At 74.1% G+C, this 19,645-nt stretch carries 1 protein-coding gene; it reads left to right on the top strand.

The features are described 5' to 3' along the window. A partial coding sequence (locus ACT2CW_RS27180) for a type I polyketide synthase (protein WP_445518569.1) occupies positions 1 to 19,621 on the top strand: 19,621 nt, incomplete at its 5' end. Positions 19,622 to 19,645: the final 24 nt, after the last annotated feature.

The raw sequence follows: 19,645 nt of genomic DNA, 5'->3' as shown, positions 1-19,645 counted from the left end.
CGCCCTCGCCGACCATCTGCGCGCTGAACTGCTGGGCGCGGACGCCGTGGCGGCGGGTGGCGTGGTGGCTCCGGCGGTCGCGGTGGCCGACGATCCGATCGCGATCGTGGCGATGAGCTGCCGTTTCCCGGGTGGGGTGCGGTCGCCGGAGGAGCTGTGGGCGCTGCTGACGTCTGGCGGGGACGCCATCGCGGAGTTCCCGGCCGACCGTGGCTGGGATCTGGCGGGGCTGTACGACCCGGACCCGGATCGTCAGGGGACGTCGTACACGCGTGAGGGTGGCTTCCTCTACGACGCCGGGGACTTCGACGCGGCGTTCTTCGGGATCTCGCCGCGTGAGGCGCTCGCCATGGATCCGCAGCAGCGGTTGCTGCTGGAGACCTCGTGGGAGGCGTTCGAGCGCGCGGGCATCGACCCGGCCACGCTGCGCGGCAGCCGTACGGGTGTCTTCGCGGGCACCAACGGCCAGGACTACGCCGGGCTCGTCTCCACCCCGCCCGAGGGCCTGGAGGGCCATCTGGGCACGGGCAACGCGGCGAGCGTGGTGTCCGGGCGGGTCGCTTACACCTTCGGTCTCGAGGGCCCGGCGGTGACGGTGGACACGGCGTGTTCGTCGTCGCTGGTGGCCCTGCACATGGCGGTGCAGGCGCTGCGCGGCGGTGAGTGCACGATGGCGCTCGCGGGTGGCGTCACGGTGATGTCCACGCCGGAGGCGTTCGTGGACTTCAGCCGTCAGCGTGGGCTGGCTGCGGACGGCCGGATCAAGGCGTTCGCGGCCGGTGCGGATGGCACGGGCTGGGGCGAGGGCGTCGGCATGCTGCTCGTGGAGCGGCTGTCGGACGCGGAGAAGAACGGCCACCCGGTGCTGGCCATCGTGCGGGGCAGCGCGATCAACCAGGATGGTGCGAGCAATGGCCTGACCGCGCCGAACGGTCCCTCGCAGCAGCGGGTGATCCGGCAGGCGCTGGCCGGTGCGGGGCTGTCGGCCGGTGAGGTGGACGCGGTCGAGGCGCACGGTACGGGTACGACGCTGGGTGACCCGATCGAGGCGCAGGCGCTGCTGGCCACGTATGGGCAGGAGAGGGATGGGGACCGGCCGTTGTGGCTGGGGTCCATCAAGTCCAACATCGGCCACACGCAGGCGGCGGCCGGTGTCGCGGGCATCATCAAGATGGTGCTGGCGATGCGGCACGGTGTGTTGCCGCAGACGTTGCATGTGGACGCGCCGTCGCCGCATGTGGACTGGTCGGCGGGGGCTGTCTCGCTGCTGACCGAGCGGGTGGAGTGGCCGGAGACCGGCCGTCCGCGCCGCGCGGGCGTGTCGTCCTTCGGGCTCAGTGGCACCAACGCGCACACCATCATCGAGCAGGCCCCGACCGCTTCGGCTGCCCCGACCGAGGAGCCCGCGCCGCGTGAGCTGACCGCGCTGCCGTGGCTGCTGTCGGCGAAGGACGGGCAGGCGCTGCACGCCCAGGCCGCACAGTTGGCCACCCACCTGCGCACCCACCCCGAGCTGAGCGCGACCGACCTCGCCTTCTCGCTCGCCACCAGCCGCGCCGCGCTGGAGCGGCGCGCCGCCCTCGTCACCACGGACCGCGAGACGTTCCTGGCGGGCCTGGACGCGCTGGCCCGGGGTGAGTCCGTCCCGGATGTGGTTGAGGGGACGGTGGCTGAGGGCAAGGTGGCGTTCCTGTTCACGGGGCAGGGGAGTCAGCGGCTGGGGATGGGGCGTGAGCTGTACGGCGCGTTCCCGGTGTTCGCGGATGCGCTGGATGAGGTGTGTGCGCATCTGGATCTGTACCTTGAGCGGCCGTTGCGAAATGTGTTGTTCGGGGATGACGCGGCGGTACTGGATCGGACGGGGTTCACTCAGCCTGCGTTGTTCGCGGTTGAGGTGGCGTTGTTCCGGCTCGTTGAGGCGTGGGGCCTGACGCCGGACTTCCTGTCCGGCCACTCGATCGGTGAGCTGGCTGCCGCGCATGTGGCGGGTGTGCTCTCGCTCGCCGATGCGGCGAAGTTGGTGGCCGCTCGTGGATGGTTGATGCAGGAGCTGCCCACCGGTGGCGCGATGATTGCCGTCCAGGCGTCCGAGGACGAGGTGGCGCCGCTGCTGACCGAGCGGGTGTCGATTGCCGCGCTCAACGGCCCGTCGTCGGTGGTCATCGCGGGTGATGAGGACGCGGCTGTCGCGATCGCTTCTGGTTTTGAGGCCCAGGGTCGTAAGACCAAGCGGCTCGCCGTCAGCCATGCGTTCCACTCCCCGCGCATGGACGGGATGCTGGAGGCGTTCCGCGAGGTGGCGCAGGGGCTTACGTACGAGGCCCCGCGCATCCCCATCGTCTCCAACCTCACCGGTGGCGTGGTGTCCGCCGAGGAGATCACCAGCCCGGACTTCTGGGTGCGCCACGTCCGCGAGGCCGTCCGTTTCCTCGACGGTGTGCGGACGCTGGAAGCGGAGGGTGTGACGACCTTCGTCGAGCTCGGCCCCGATGGCGTTCTCTCGGCGATGGCGCAGGAGTGTGTGACCGGCGAGGACGCCGCGTTCGCCGCCACGCTGCGGAAGGGCCGTGCCGAGGCCGAGTCGGTGACCACCGTGCTCGCCCTGCTGCACGTCCGGGGCCAGTCCCCGGACTGGGGCGGCTACTTCGAGGGCACCGGGGCCCGGCGCGTCGAGCTGCCGACCTACGCCTTCCAGCGCACCCGGTACTGGTGGGAGGAGGCCCCGGCGGCGTCGGAGGTCGCGCCGGGCGGTGCCGTCGACGGGCGGTTCTGGGATGTGGTGGAGCGCGGGGATGTGGCCGCGCTGGCGGCGGAGCTCGCGGTGGATCCGGGGCTGTCGTTGGGTGAGGTGTTGCCCGCGTTGTCGTCGTGGCGGCGGCAGGAGTCGGTGCGTTCGGCGGTGGACGGCTGGCGTTACCGGGTGTCGTGGAAGCCGGTGTCGGAGCGGTTGGCCACCGGGGTGCTGGGTGGCTGCTGGCTGGTGGTCGTCCCGGCGGATGAGGCCGAGGGTGCCTGGGCCACGGGTGTGGTGCGGATGCTGGCCGGGCGTGGTGTGGATGTGCGCGTGGTCGAGTCGAACGCGGTGGACCGTGCCGGGCTCGCGGAGGAGCTGCGGACGGCGGTTGTGGGCGGTTCGGTGGCGGGGGTGTTCTCCCTGCTGGCGGTGGAGTCCGAGGCGGGGCTGTGGCGTACGGCCGCGTTGGTGCAGGCGTTGGGCGATGCGGGTGTGGGTGCGCCGTTGTGGGTGGCGACGCGGGGTGCGGTGTCGGTGGGGCGTTCCGATGGTGTCGTGAGCCCGGCCCAGGCGATGGTGTGGGGGCTTGGCCGGGTGGCGGCGTTGGAGCTGCCTGAGCGGTGGGGTGGTCTGGTCGACCTTCCCGAGACGGCCGACGAGCGTGCGCTGGGGCGGCTGGCGGGAGTGCTGGCCGGTGCCGGTGCCGGTGCCGGTGCCGGTGCCGGTGCTGGTGGCTCGGGTGAGGACCAGGTCGCGGTGCGGGCCTCGGGCGTCTTCGGGCGCCGGCTGACGGAGGCTTCCGGGTCCCGGCCATCCGGTGACGAGGGCTGGCGGGCGTCCGGTTCGGTGCTGGTGACGGGTGGTACGGGTGCGCTGGGTGCGCATGTGGCCCGTTGGCTGGTGGCGAACGGTGCCGAGCATGTCGTGCTCACCAGCCGCCGGGGGCTCGACGCCCCGGGCGCGGCGGAACTGCGCGATGAGCTCGTGGCCTCGGGCGCTCGGGTGACGGTGGCCGCGTGTGATGTGGCGGACCAGGACGCGCTCGCCGAGCTGCTGGCGTCCATACCGGCCGAGCTACCGCTGACCGCCGTCGTGCACGCGGCCGGTGTGCTGGACGACGGCCTCGTGGACACGCTGGACGCCGAGCGGCTGGAGCGCGTGGTGCGCGCCAAGGCCACCTCCGCGCGGAACCTCCATGAGCTCACCCGCGACCTCGACCTTTCGGCGTTCGTCCTCTTCTCCTCGCTCGCCGGGTCGGTGGGCGCCGCCGGGCAGGGCAACTACGCGGCGGCGAACGCCTACTTGGACGCGCTGGCCGAGCTGCGCCGCGCCCAGGGCCTGCCCGCCACCTCGATCGCCTGGGGCCCGTGGGCCGAGGGCGGCATGGCCGCCGACGAGGCGCTGGAGCGCCGGATGCGCCGCGACGGAGTGCCGCCGATGGCACCCGAATCGGCGCTCACCGCGCTGCGGCAGGCGCTGGACCTGGACGACACCACCGTGACGGTCGCGGACCTCGACTGGGGCCGGTTCCTCGCCGAGTTCACCGCCGTACGGCCGAGCGCGCTGTTCGGCGAGGTGCGGGCCGCGCGCCCGGCGCCGGCCGCCGAGGGCGCACCGCGCCCGGCCGCCACCACCGGGACCGGTACCGGCACACTCGCGGAGCGGCTGTCCGGGCTGACGGAGAACGAGCGCGTACAGACACTGCTGGAGTTGGTGCGTACGCAGGTCGCGTCGGTGCTGGGGCACGTCGGGGCCGAGGCGGTGGAGGCCGGACGCGCCTTCAAGGAGCTGGGCTTCGACTCGCTCACCGCCGTCGAACTCCGCAACCGGCTGAACGCGGCGACCGGCCTGCGGTTGCCCGCCACGCTCATCTACGACTACCCCAACGCCATCGCCCTCGCCGACCATCTGCGCGCTGAACTGCTGGGCGCGGACGCCGTGGCGGCGGGTGGCGTGGTGGCTCCGGCGGTCGCGGTGGCCGACGATCCGATCGCGATCGTGGCGATGAGCTGCCGTTTCCCGGGTGGGGTGCGGTCGCCCGAGGAGCTGTGGGCGCTGCTGACGTCTGGCGGGGACGCCATTGCGGAGTTCCCGGCCGACCGTGGCTGGGATCTGGCGGGGCTGTACGACCCGGACCCGGACCGTCAGGGGACGTCGTACACGCGTGAGGGCGGTTTCCTCTACGACGCCGGAGACTTCGACGCGGCGTTCTTCGGGATCTCGCCGCGTGAGGCGCTCGCCATGGATCCGCAGCAGCGGTTGCTGCTGGAGACCTCCTGGGAGGCGTTCGAGCGCGCGGGCATCGACCCGGGCGCGCTGCGCGGTCAGCAGATCGGTGTCTTCGCCGGGACCAACGGCCAGGACTATCTCTCGCTGCTGATGCAGGCGCCCGAGGGCCTGGAGGGCCATCTGGGCACGGGCAACGCGGCGAGCGTGGTGTCCGGGCGGGTCGCCTACACCTTCGGTCTCGAAGGCCCTGCCGTCACGGTCGACACGGCCTGCTCGTCCTCGCTGGTGGCACTGCATCTGGCGGTGCAGGCGCTGCGGCAGGGCGAGTGCACGATGGCGCTCGCGGGCGGCGTCACGGTGATGTCCACCCCCGAGAACTTCATCGACTTCAGCCGTCAGCGCGGACTGGCCGCCGATGGCCGGATCAAGGCGTTCGCGGCCGGTGCGGATGGCACCGGCTGGGGCGAGGGCGCGGGCATGCTGCTGGTCGAGCGGCTGTCGGACGCGCGGCGCAACGGCCATCCGGTGCTGGCGGTCGTACGCGGCAGCGCGATCAACCAGGACGGTGCGTCCAATGGTCTGACGGCGCCGAACGGCCCGTCCCAGCAGCGTGTCATCCGACAGGCGCTGACCAGCGCCGGGCTGACGACCGGCGATGTCGATGTCGTCGAGGCGCATGGCACGGGTACGACGCTGGGCGACCCGATCGAGGCGCAGGCGCTGCTCGCCACCTACGGGCAGGGGCGTGCCCCGGAGCGGCCGCTGTGGCTGGGGTCCATCAAGTCCAACATCGGCCACACGCAGGCCGCCGCAGGTGTCGCGGGCATCATCAAGATGGTGCTGGCGATGCGGCACGGTGTGCTGCCGCAGACGTTGCACGTGGACGCGCCGTCGCCACATGTGGATTGGTCGGCGGGCGCGGTCTCGCTGCTGAGCGAGCAGATGGTGTGGCCGGAGACCGGCCGTCCGCGCCGCGCGGGTATCTCCTCGTTCGGCATCAGTGGCACCAACGCGCACACCATCATCGAGCAGGCACCGGCGGTCGACGCACCGGACGAGGCGCCTGAGCGGCATGGCCTCGGCGGCCTTCTGCCGTTCGCGCTGTCGGCCAAGAACGCCGAAGCGCTGCGGGGGCAGGCCGCGCGGCTGCACACCCACATCGTGTCGCGCCCGGAGGCGGCACCGCTCGACCTCGCCCGCGCCCTGGCCGTCGGCCGCGCCGCCCTGGAGCGGCGTGCGGTGCTGACCGTCGGCGAGCGGGACGAACTGCTGCGGACACTCGACGCGCTGGCCCGGGGCGAGTCCGCCCCGGGTGTGGTCGAGGGGACGGTCGCCGAGGGCAAGGTGGCGTTCCTGTTCACGGGGCAGGGCAGCCAGCGGCTCGGCATGGGGCGTGAGCTCTACGACGCCTTCCCGGTGTTCGCGGATGCGTTGGATGAGGTGTGTGCGCATCTGGATCTGTACCTTGAGCGGCCGTTGCGGGATGTGCTGTTCGGGGATGACGCGGCGGTACTGGATCAGACCGGGTTCACTCAGCCCGCGTTGTTCGCGGTTGAGGTGGCGTTGTTCCGGCTGCTGGAGGCGTGGGGTCTCAAAGCGGACTTCCTCTCCGGGCATTCGATCGGTGAGCTGGCCGCCGCGCATGTGGCGGATGTGCTCTCGCTCGCCGATGCGGCGAAGTTGGTGGCCGCTCGTGGGCGGTTGATGCAGGAGCTGCCCGCCGGCGGCGCGATGATTGCCGTCCAGGCGTCGGAGGACGAGGTGGCGCCGCTGCTGACCGAGCGCGTCTCGATCGCCGCGCTCAATGGCCCGACCTCTGTGGTTATCGCGGGTGACGAGGACGCGGCTCTGGAGATCGCCGCCGGTTTCGAGTCCCAGGGCCGTAAGACCAAGCGGCTCACCGTGAGCCACGCGTTCCACTCCCCGCGTATGGACGGGATGCTGGACGCGTTCCGCGAGGTGGCGCAGGGGCTCACCTACGAATCCCCACGCATCCCCATCGTCTCCAACCTCACCGGAAACGTCGTCTCCGCCGAGGAGATCACCAGCCCCGAGTTCTGGGTCCGCCACGTCCGCGAAGCCGTCCGCTTCCTCGACGGCATTCGCACCCTCGAGGCCCAGGGCGTCACCACCTACCTCGAACTCGGCCCCGACGGCGTCCTCTCCGCCATGGCGCAGGAGTGCGTGACCGACTCCGCGTCCGACGCCGCCTTCGCCGCCGCTCTGCGCAAGGACCGCCCCGAGCCCGAGGCGCTGCTCTCGGCCGTCGCACGCGCGCACGTCCGTGGTGTGACGCCCGACTGGGCGGCCGTGTTCGCCGGTGCGGGTGCCGCCCCCGTGGACCCGGCCGAGCTGCCCACCTACGCCTTCCAGCGGCAGCGCTACTGGCCCAGCGCCGCCGCCCTCGCGGCCGGCGACCCCGAGTCGATCGGGCTGGGCGACATCGACCATCCGCTCCTCGGCGCCGCCGTCGCGCTCGCGGACGCCGATGGCCTCCTGCTCACCGGGGTGCTCTCCACCCGCACCCACCCCTGGCTGGCCGACCACGCGGTCATGGACACCGTGCTGCTGCCCGGCACCGCCTTCGTCGAGCTGGCGAGCACGGCGGGCGCCCAGGTCGGCTGTGAGCGGCTGGACGAACTGACCCTCGAAGCCCCGCTCGTGCTGCCCGAGCACACCGGGGTGCGGGTGCAGCTCGTCGTGGACGGTCCGGACGAGTCCGGCCGCCGTTCCTTCAGCCTGCACTCGCGTCGGCAGGACGCGCTCGGCACCGAGCCGTGGACGCGCCACGCCGCCGGTGTGCTCGCACCCGGTGCCCGGACGCCCGAGTCCGACCAGCCCGATGTACTGGCCGTCTGGCCGCCGCAGGGCGCGACGCCGATCGCGGTCGAGGGGCTGTACGAGGAGCTGGCCGGGGCGGGCCTCGGCTACGGGCCGGTGTTCCAGGGGCTCAAGGGCGCCTGGCGGCTCGGCGAGGACCTCTACGCCGAGGTGGGCTTCCCCGAGGACGCGCCGCTGACGTCCGGCGCCGAGGCCGAGCGGTTCGGGCTGCACCCGGCCCTGCTCGACGCCGCGCTGCACATCATCGGCCTCGACAGCGCCGACCGCGCGTCGGCACTGGCCGAGGGCGCGCTGCTGCCGTTCGCGTGGAACGGCGTTCAACTGCACGCGGCCGGGGCCGGTGCGCTGCGGGTGCGGCTGTCCGAGCGGTCGTCGAACGCGGTCTCGCTGCTGGTGGCCGACGGCACGGGCCGTCCGGTGGCCACGGTCGAGTCCGTGGCGCTGCGGGCGGCCTCGGCCGACCAGGTGCGCGCGGCGCGCGGCGGGCTGCACGAGTCGCTGTTCCGGCTGGACTGGACGGCGGTTCCGGCGCCCGCGAGCGGCGCGGTCACGGGCGACTGGGCGGTGCTCGGCGCGGACGCCGCCGAACTGGCCGCGCTGGAGGGCGCGTTCGGGTCCGGCGTCCGGCTCGCCGCGTACCGCGATCTGGCGGTGCTGCGGACGGCCGTGGAGTCCGGGGCACCCGTGCCCGGCACCGTCCTGCTGAGCGCCACCGGTGGCGACGGCGGCGCGTCGGCCGTGCACGAGGCCACGCGGGCCATGCTCGCCCTGCTCCAGGAGTGGCTGGCCGATGAGCGGTTCGCCGGGTCGCGGCTGGTGCTGCTGACCAGGGGCGCGGTGGAGACCGAGCCGGGCGCGGGCGTGGCGGATCTGCCGTACGCCGCCGTGCGCGGTCTGTTCCGCTCCGCGCAGTCGGAGAACCCGGGCCGTCTGGTGCTGCTGGACGTGGACGGCGAGGAGGGCTCGTACCGTACGGTGCCCGCCGCGCTCGGCGTGGACGAGGCGGAGCTGGCGCTGCGCGCGGGCGTGGCGCTCGCGCCACGGCTGGCGCGGGTGCCGGTCACGGACGACACGGACACCGAAAGCCCCGACACGAACACCGAAAACCCCGGCGCGGAAACCGCCACCGTCCCGTCGTACGACCCCAACGGCACCGTCCTGATCACCGGCGCCTCCGGAACCCTCGGCGGCCTCTTCGCCCGCCACCTCGTCGCCACCCACGGCGTACGCCACCTGCTGCTCGTCAGCCGCCGTGGCGCCGACGCCGACGGCGCCGAGGAACTGGGCGCCGAGCTCACCGCGGCCGGTGCCACCGTCACCTGGGCGGCCTGCGACGCGGCCGACCGCGACGCGCTGGCCGCGACCCTGGCCGCCATCCCGGCCGAGCACCCGCTGACCGCCGTGGTGCACACGGCGGGCGTCCTGGACGACGGCATCCTCGGCTCGCTGACGCCCGAGCGGGTGGCACACGTACTGCGCCCCAAGGTGGACGCGGCGCTGAACCTGCACGAGCTGACCCGCGGCCACGAGCTGTCCGCGTTCGTGCTGTTCTCCGGTGCCGCCGCCGTGTTCGGCGCGCCCGGACAGGCGAGCTACGCCGCCGCCAACTCCTTCCTCGAGGCGCTCGCGCAGCACCGCGTCGCCCGGGGGCTCCCGGCCACCGCGCTGGCCTGGGGCCTGTGGGCCGGTGCGGGCATGGGCAGCGAGCTGGACGAGGTGGACCTGCGGCGCATCGCGCGCGGCGGGGTCGCCCCGATCGCCGCCGACGAGGGGCTCGCGCTCTTCGACGCGGCCCGCGCCGACGGCGCCGCCGTGCTGTTCCCGATGCGGCTCGACTACGCGGGGCTGCGCACCGAGGCCACGGCGACCGGGACCGTACCGGCGCTGTTCCGCGGCCTGGTGCGGACCCCGGTCCGGCGGGCCGCCGCCACGGCCGCCACCGCCGACGGCTCCTCGCTCGCCCAGCGCCTCGCCGGGCTCGCGCGGCCCGAACAGGACCGGGAGCTGCTGGAGTTGGTGTGCGGCCGGGTCGCCGCGGTGCTCGGCTACGCGGGCCCGGACGCGGTCGAGGCCGGGCGGGCGTTCAAGGAGCTGGGCTTCGACTCGCTCACCGCCGTCGAACTCCGCAACGACCTCAAGACCGTCACCGGGCTGCGGCTCCCGGCGACGCTCGTCTTCGACTACCCGACCCCCACCGCCCTCGCCGGCCATCTGCGCGAGGAGCTGCTGGGCGCCGAGGAGACGACCGCGCCGCTCGTTCCCGTACGGACGGGGGCGGCCCCGGCACTCGACGACGACCCGATCGTCATCGTCGGCATGAGCTGCCGCTACCCGGGCGGGGTGCGCACCCCGGAGGAGCTGTGGGAGCTCGTCGCCACCGGCGGCGACGGCATCTCCGGCTTCCCCGTGGACCGTGGCTGGGACCTCGACGGCCTCTACCACCCGGACCCCGACCACGCGGGCACCTCGTACACCCGCGAGGGCGGTTTCCTCCACGACGCGGCCGACTTCGACCCGGACTTCTTCGGGATCTCGCCGCGTGAGGCGCTGGCGATGGATCCGCAGCAGCGGCTGCTGCTGGAGACGTCGTGGGAGGCGTTCGAGCGCGCGGGCATCGACCCGGTGAGTGTGCGTGGCAGCCGTGTCGGCGTCTTCGCGGGCGTCATGTACCACGACTACGTGACCGGCCTCGACGGCATCCCCGACGGTGTCGAGGGCTACATCGGCACCGGCAACGCGGGCTCCATCGCCTCCGGGCGGGTGGCGTACACCTTCGGCCTCGAAGGCCCGGCGGTCACCGTGGACACGGCGTGCTCGTCGTCGTTGGTGGCGCTGCACTGGGCGATCCAGGCGCTGCGCGCGGGCGAGTGCACGATGGCGCTGGCGGGTGGCGTGGCGGTCATGGCCACACCCGAGACGTTCATCGACTTCAGCCGTCAGCGCGGCCTGGCCACGGACGGCCGCTGCAAGTCGTTCGCGGCCGGTGCGGATGGCACGGGCTGGGCCGAGGGCGCGGGCATGCTGCTCGTGGAGCGGCTGTCGGACGCGCGGCGCAACGGCCACCCGGTGCTCGCGGTGGTCCGGGGCTCGGCCATCAACCAGGACGGTGCGTCCAATGGTTTGACGGCGCCGAACGGTCCGTCGCAGCAGCGCGTCATCCGCCAGGCGCTGACCAGCGCCGGGCTGGCGACCGGCGAGGTGGATGTCGTCGAGGCGCATGGCACGGGTACGACGCTGGGTGACCCGATCGAGGCGCAGGCGCTGCTCGCCACCTACGGGCAGGAGCGTGCCCCGGACCGGCCGTTGTGGCTCGGGTCCATCAAGTCCAACATCGGCCACACGCAGGCCGCCGCAGGTGTCGCGGGCATCATCAAGATGGTGCTGGCCATGCGGCACGGTGTGCTGCCGCGGACGCTGCACGTGGACGCACCCTCCCCGAACGTCGACTGGGAGGACGGCGCGGTCTCGCTGCTGACCGAGCCGATGGCGTGGCCGGAGACCGGCCGTCCGCGCCGCGCCGGTGTGTCGTCGTTCGGCATCAGCGGCACCAACGCGCACACCATCATCGAGCAGCCGCCGGCCGTCGAGGACCGCGAGGACGCGGCGGCGCGGCCGTCCGCCGTACCGCCGGTGCTGCCGTGGCCGCTGTCGGCCGTGGGCGGCGACGCGCTGCGCGACCAGGCCCGCCGCCTGCGCGACCGGCTGCGCGCCACCGAAGAGGACGTGGACCTGGCCGCCATCGGCTACACCCTCGCCGCCGGGCGCACCGCCTTCGAGGACCGGGCGGTGCTGGTGGCCGACGGCCGCGAGGGCTTCCTGCGCGCCCTGGAGGCGCTGGCCTCCGGTGAACCGGCCACGGGCCTGGTCCAGGGCTCGCCGGTGGCCGGGAAGCTGGCGTTCCTGTTCACCGGTCAGGGGAGCCAGCGGCTGGGGATGGGGCGTGAGCTGTACGACGCCTACCCGGTGTTCGCGGAGGCGTTCGACGCGGTGTGTGCGGAGCTGGACCCGCATTTGGAGCGGCCGTTGCGGGATGTGTTGTTCGGGGGTGACGCCGAGGCGCTCGACCAGACCGGGTTCACTCAGCCTGCGTTGTTCGCGGTCGAGGTGGCGTTGTTCCGGCTGGTTTCGGAGGCGTGGGGGCTGCGGCCCGACTTCCTCTCCGGGCATTCGATCGGTGAGCTGGCCGCTGCGCATGTGGCGGGTGTGCTCTCGCTGGCGGATGCGGCGAAGTTGGTGGCGGCGCGTGGTCGGTTGATGCAGGAGCTTCCGGCGGGTGGCGCGATGATCGCGGTGCAGGCGTCGGAGGACGAGGTGGCGCCGCTGCTCACCGAGCGCGTCTCGATCGCCGCCCTCAACGGCCCGACCTCCGTGGTCATCGCGGGCGACGAGGACGCGGCTGTCGCGATCGCAGCCGCGTTCGAGGCCCAGGGCCGTAAGACCAAGCGGCTCACGGTCAGCCATGCGTTCCACTCCCCGCGTATGGACGGCATGTTGGAGGCGTTCCGCGAGGTGGCGCAGGGGCTTACGTACGAGGCCCCGCGCATCCCGATCGTCTCCAACCTCACCGGAAACGTGGTCTCAGCCGAGGAGATCACGACCCCCGACTTCTGGGTCCGCCACGTCCGCGAGGCCGTCCGCTTCCTCGACGGCATTCGCACCCTCGAGGCCCAGGGCGCCACCACCTACCTCGAACTCGGCCCCGACGGCGTGCTCTCCGCCATGGGCCAGGACTGCCTCACCGAAGGTGGTACGGCGGGCTTCGTCGCCGCCCTGCGCGGTGGCCGACCCGAGGCCGAGACCATCACCACCGCTCTCGCCGCCCTGCACACCCGGGGGCTCTCGCCGGACTGGGAGGCGTTCTACGCCGGAACCGGCACGCGGCGCGTGGAGCTGCCGACGTACGCCTTCCAGCGGCGGCGCTACTGGCTGGATGTGCGGACGGCCACCGCTACCCCCGAGGCCACGGCGCAGAGCGCCGTCGACGCCCGTTTCTGGGACGCCGTCGAGCGTGCGGACCTGGCCTCGCTCGCCGAGACCCTGAACCTCGGCACCGAGGACAGCGGCGCGCTGGAGGCCCTGCTGCCCTCGCTGTCGTCGTGGCGGCGGCAGCAGTCGGAGCGTTCGACGGTGGACGGCTGGCGCTATCGGGTGTCGTGGAAGCCGGTCACCGACCGTTCCGCCGCGTCCCTGAGCGGCGGCTGGCTCGTCGTGGTACCGGCCGAGGCGGCCGAGGACGCATGGGTCGCGGGTGCCGTACGGCTGCTGAACGACCGTGGCCTCGACGTACGCCGCGTCGAGCTGACCGCCGACGACGACCGCGCCACGGTGGCCGAACGGCTGGCCAGGGCCATCGGCGACGCGCCCGTGACCGGCGGTGTGCTCTCCCTGCTGGCCCTCGCGGACAACGACAGCGACAGCGATGGCAACGGCGATGGGCTGCTGCGGACGGCCGCGCTGACACAGGCCCTGGGCGACGCGGGCATCGGCGCGCCGCTGTGGGTGGCCACGCGGGGCGCGGTGGCCGTGGGCCGTTCGGACGGAACGGTCAGCCCCGCGCAGGCGCGGCTCTGGGGCCTGGGCCGGGTGGCCGCGCTGGAGGTGCCCGAGCGCTGGGGCGGTCTGGTCGACCTCCCGGAGACGGCCGACGAGCGTGCGCTGGGGCGGCTGGCGGAGGTGCTGGCCGGTGGCGGTAACGGTGCCGGTGTCGGTGGCGAGGATCAGGTGGCGGTGCGGGCGTCGGGCGTGTTCGGACGCCGCCTCGTCCGGGCCTCCGTGCCCGCGTCCGCGTCCGCCGTCGGCTCCTGGCGCCCGGGTGCCGGTACGACCCTGGTCACCGGCGGTACGGGCGCGCTGGGCGCGCAGGTGGCCCGCTGGCTGGTCGCGGGCGGCGCCGAACATGTGCTGCTCACCAGCCGCCGTGGCCCCGACGCCCCCGGCGCCGCCGAGCTCCGCGACGAACTCGCCGCGTCCGGCGCCCGGGTGACGGTCGCCGCGTGCGACGTGGCCGACCGCGCCCAGGTCGAGGCGCTCCTCGCCGACATCCCGGCCGAGCTTCCGCTGACCGGTGTGGTGCACACGGCCGGGGTGCTGGACGACGGCGTACTGGACGCGCTCACCCCCGAGCGCTTCACCGGCGTCCTGCGCGCCAAGGCGGCCGCCGCGGCCCATCTCGACGAGCTGACGCGCGATCGGGAGCTGTCGGCCTTCGTGCTGTTCTCCTCGATCAGCGGCACGTTCGGCGCCGCCGGACAGGGCAACTACGCGGCCGCCAACGCCTACGTGGACGCGCTCGCCGAGCGGCGCCGCGCCGAGGGCCTGCCCGCCACCTCGATCGCCTGGGGCCCGTGGGCCGAGGGCGGGATGGCCACGGACGGGGCGCTGGAGCAGCGTCTGCGGCGCGGCGGACTGCCGCCGATGGAAGCCGAGTTGGCGATCGGCGCGCTCCAGCGGGCGCTCGACCTCGACGACACGGTGGTCACGGTCGCGGACATCGACTGGGACCGGTTCGCACCGGACTTCACCGCCGCCCGGCCCAGCCGTCTGCTCGCGGAGCTCCCGGAGATCCGCGCGGCGGCGGAGGCCACCGCCACCGCGCCCGCGGCCGACGGCTCCTCGCTCGCCACCCGGCTGGCCGGGCTGGGCGAGGCGGAGCGGGACCGGCTGCTGCTGGACCTGGTCCGTACGCAGGTGGCCGCGGTGCTCGGACACGACGGCTCGGAGTCCATCGGCGCCGACCGTGCCTTCGGCGAGCTGGGCTTCGACTCGCTGACCGCCGTCGAGCTGCGCAACCGGCTCGGCGCCGCCAGCGGTGTCCAACTGCCCGCCACCCTGGTCTTCGACTACCCGACGGCCTCCGCCCTCGCGGGCTATCTGCGCGGCGAACTCATCGGAACGAGCACCGATGCTTCCCGCCCGGCTTCGGTGACGGCCGCCGCCGATGACGATCCGATCGCCATCGTCGCCATGAGCTGCCGCTTCCCGGGCGGGGTGCGGTCGCCCGAGGAGCTGTGGCAGCTGCTCACCGCGGGCGGGGACGCCATCGCCGAGTTCCCGGCCGACCGCGGCTGGGACCTGGACGCGCTGTACGACCCGGACCCGGACGCGCGCGGCACCTTCTACGCACGCGAGGGTGGATTCCTCTACGACGCGGGCCACTTCGACGCCGCGTTCTTCGGGATCTCGCCGCGCGAGGCGCTGGCGATGGACCCGCAGCAGCGGTTGCTGCTGGAGACCTCGTGGGAGGCGTTCGAGCGCGCGGGCATCGACCCGGCGGCGCTGCGCGGCACCTCCGCCGGAGTCTTCGTCGGCTCCAACGGGCAGGACTACGACGCCTCGCTGCACACCGTCCCCGAGGGCGTCGAGGGCTACCTGGGCACGGGCAACGCGGCCAGCGTGGTCTCCGGCCGGCTCGCCTACACCTTCGGCCTGGAGGGCCCGGCGGTCACCGTCGACACGGCCTGCTCGTCGTCGCTGGTGGCACTGCACTGGGCGATCCAGGCGCTGCGCCAGGGCGAGTGCTCGCTCGCGCTCGCGGGCGGTGTGACGGTCATGTCCAGCCCCGGCGCGTACATCGAGTTCAGCCGTCAGCGCGGGCTGGCCCCGGACGGCCGCTGCAAGGCGTTCGCGGACGGCGCGGACGGCACCGGCTGGGGCGAGGGCGTGGGCATGCTGCTCGTGGAGCGGCTGTCGGACGCCCGCCGCAACGGCCACCCCGTGCTGGCGCTCGTCCGTGGCTCCGCCATCAACCAGGACGGCGCCTCCAACGGTCTGACCGCGCCCAACGGCCCCGCCCAGCAGCGCGTCATCCGCCAGGCGCTGGCCGGTGCGGGTCTGTCCGCCGCCGAGGTGGACGCGGTCGAGGCCCATGGCACCGGCACCCGGCTCGGCGACCCGATCGAGGCGCAGGCGCTGCTCGCCACGTACGGGCAGGAGCGGGACGCGGACCGGCCGCTGTGGCTGGGCGCCATCAAGTCCAACATCGGCCACACCCAGGCCGCGGCCGGTGTCGCGGGCGTCATCAAGATGGTGCTGGCCATGCGGCACGGTGTGCTGCCGCGGACGCTGCACGTGGACGAGCCGTCGTCACACGTGGACTGGTCGGCGGGCGCGGTGTCGCTGCTGACCGAGCAGGTGGAGTGGCCGGAGACCGGCCGTCCGCGCCGCGCGGGCGTCTCCTCGTTCGGCTTCAGCGGCACCAACGCCCATACGGTGCTGGAGCAGGCACCGGTCCACGACGAGACGGCCGGGGAAGCCGCACCGCGGCACCCGCTCGTCCGGCCCGATGTGGTGGCCTGGCCGCTGTCGGCCAAGGGCGAGGACGCGCTGCGCGCCCAGGCCGAGCGGCTGCGCGCCCACCTCGAGGCCGACGCCGGGCTGGACGCGGTGGACGTGGCGTACTCGCTGGCCACCACCCGGTCCGCCCTGGAGCACCGCGCGGTGGTCCTCGGCCAGGACCGGGACCGGCTGCTCGCGGGGCTGACCGCCCTGGCGCGCGGCGAGTCCGCCGCGCAGCTGGTCCGGGGCGTGCCCGCGCAGGGCCGTACCGCCGTGCTCTTCACCGGGCAGGGCAGCCAGCGGCTGGGTATGGGCCGTGAACTGTACGAGGCCAGCCCCGTCTTCGCGGAGGCGCTGGACGCGGTCTGCGCCGAGCTGGACCGGCACCTGGAACGGCCGCTGTACGACGTGCTGTTCGGGGACGACAAGGAGCCGCTGGACCGGACCGGATTCACCCAGCCCGCGCTGTTCGCCGTCGAGGTGGCGCTGTTCCGGCTGGCCGAGGCCGCCGGGCTGCGGCCGGACGTCCTGACCGGGCACTCCATCGGCGAGCTGGCCGCGGCGCACGTGGCCGGGGTGCTGTCGCTGGAGGACGCCGCCACGCTGGTGGCCGCGCGCGGCCGGCTGATGCAGGAACTGCCCTCCGGCGGCGCGATGATCGCGCTCCAGGCGGCGGAGGACGAGGTCGAGCCGCTGCTCACCGAGCGTGTCGGCATCGCCGCGCTCAACGGGCCCACGTCGGTGGTCATCGCGGGTGATGAGGACGCGGCGCTGGAGATCGCTTCCGGTTTCGCGGCGCGGGGCCGCAAGACCAAGCGGCTCACCGTGAGCCACGCGTTCCACTCCCCGCTGATGGACGGCATGCTCGCCGAGTTCCGCAAGGTCGCCGAGGGGCTCACCTACAACGCGCCGCGCATCCCGATCGTCTCCACCGTCACCGGACAGCAGATCTCCGACGAGCTGGGCATGGCCGCCGACTACTGGGTGCGCCACGTCCGCCACGCCGTCCGCTTCCTCGACGGGGTGCGCGCCCTGGAGGCCCAGGGGGTCACCACCTACGTCGAACTGGGCCCGGACGGGGTGCTGTCCGCCATGGCGCAGGACTGTGTCACCGCCGGGGACGAGGGCGCCGAGGACGTGGCCTTCGTACCCGTGCTGCGCGCCGGGCGCCCCGAGACCGAGACGCTGACCGGCGCCCTCGCCGCGCTGCACGTCCGGGGCGCGGCACTGGACTGGGAGGCGCTGTTCGCCGGGACCGGCGCCCGCCGCGTCGAGCTGCCCACCTACGCGTTCCAGCGGCGGCGCTACTGGCTCGAGGGCACCCCGCACCCCACGCCCGGCCAGGAGGCCACGGCCGACGACACGGCCGGCGCCCGGTTCTGGGCGGCGGTCGAGGGCGATGACCTCGCCTCGCTGTCGGACGCCGTGGGCATCGACGTGGACCAGCCGCTCAGCGCGCTGCTCCCGGCGCTGTCCGCGTGGCGGCGGCGTGAGCGCGAGCAGTCCGCGCTCGACGGCTGGCGCTACCGCGTCACCTGGAAGCCGCTGGAGGAGCCCCGGCTCGCCGCCGCCCCCGGCGTCTGGCTGGTCGCCGAACCGGCCGCGTCCGCGGGCCACTCCGACACCGTGCGGCGTGTCGTGGCCGCGCTGGCCGACCGGGGCGCCGACATCCGGCGCATCGCGGCCGACGGTGCGGACCTCGACCGGGACGCCCTGGCCGACCGGATCCGGCGGGCCGCGGCCGACGAGCCCGTGCACGGCGTGCTGTCGCTGCTCGCGCTGGACGAGCGTGCGCACCCCGACCACCCCGCCGTGCCCACCGGACTGCTGCGCACCGGAGTGCTGGTGCGGGCGCTCGGCGACGCGGGACTGGACGCCCCGCTGTGGTGCGCCACCACCGGCGCCGTCGCCACCGCCGCCTCGGAGCCGGTCGGCAGCGCCGCGCAGGCGCAGATCTGGGGCCTGGGCCGGGTGGTCGCGCTGGAGCACCCCGAGCGCTGGGGCGGTCTGATCGACCTGCCCGCCACGCTCGACGAACGGGCCGCCGACCGCCTGGCCGGTGTGCTCGGCGGACACGGCGACGGCGACGAGGACCAGCTGGCGATCCGTACGGCCGGAGTGCTGGCCCGCCGGCTCGCCCACGCCGAGCGCGCCCCGGCCACCGGCGCGCCCTGGCGGCCGCGCGGCACCGTCCTGGTCACCGGCGGCACCGGCGCGCTGGGCGCCCATGTGGCCCGCTGGCTGGCGGAGAACGGCGCCGGGCATCTGGTGCTCACCAGCCGCCGCGGCCCCGACGCCCCCGGCGCCGCCGAGCTGCGCGACGAACTCGCCGCGTCCGGCGCCCGGGTGACCGTCGTCGCCTGCGATGTCACCGACCGGGACGCGGTGGCCGGGCTGCTGGCCCGGATCCGCGACGAACACCCGCAGCATCCGCTCACGGCCGTCGTGCACACGGCGGGCGCCGGACAGTTCGCACCGCTCGCGGAGACCACCCCGGCCGATGTCGCCGATGTGGTGTCCGCCAAGGTGGCGGGCGCGGCCCATCTGGACGCGCTGCTCGGCGACACCGAGTTGGACGCCTTCGTGCTCTTCTCCTCGATCGCCGCGGTCTGGGGCAGTGGCGGCCAGGGCGCGTACGCGGCCGGAAACGCCTTCCTGGACGCGCTGGCCGAACAGCGCCGGGCCCGTGGCCTCGCCGCCACCTCGGTGGCCTGGGGCCCGTGGGCGGACGGCGGGCTCGTCGCCGACGACGAGGCGGCCGAGCAACTGCGCCGCCGTGGCCTGCCGGCGATGGCCCCGCACTCCGCCATCGCCGCACTCCAGCAGGCGCTGGACCGGAACGAGACCGCCGTGGCCGTGGCCGACGTCGACTGGGGCCGCTTCGCGCCCGTCTTCGCCGCGGCCCGCCCCCGCCCGCTCATCGCCGATCTGCCCGAGGTGCGTGCCGCCCTCGCGGCGGACCCGGCGGAAGGCGCGGACGGTACCGGCGGCGGTTCGGCCGAGGCACCGGCGGAGTCCCTGCGGCAGCGGCTCGCGGGGCTCACCGGGCCCGAGGCCGAGAAGGTCCTGCTCGACCTCGTCCGTACGGAGGTCGCCGCCGTCCTCGGACACGACGACACCACGGCCGTCCAGGCGGGCCGGGCCTTCAAGGAGCTGGGCTTCGACTCCCTCACCGCCGTCGAACTCCGCAACCGGCTGGGCGCGGCCACCGGACTCCAGCTCACCGCCACGCTGGTCTTCGACCACCCGACTCCCAGCGCGCTCGCCGGTGTGCTGCGCGCCGACCTGCTCGGCGAGGACACCACGCCCGGACTCCCCGTCCTCGCCGAAATCGACAAGCTGGAATTCACCCTTTCCAACGTCTCCGACGACGCGACGGAACGCGAGCGGGTCACCGCACGCCTCGAAGCGCTGTTGCGGACCTGGAACGAGAACGAGAACGCGGCGGGCGGCGACGGTGCCGACGACGATGAACTCGATCTCGACGCCGCCTCCGCCGAAGACATCTTCGACATCATCAACAACGAATTCGGAAGGTCCTGACGTGATGACCGCCCTCAATTCAAC

The organism is Streptomyces sp. NEAU-174 (assembly GCF_052665095.1).
This window is presented reverse-complemented; position numbering and strand designations above follow the sequence as displayed.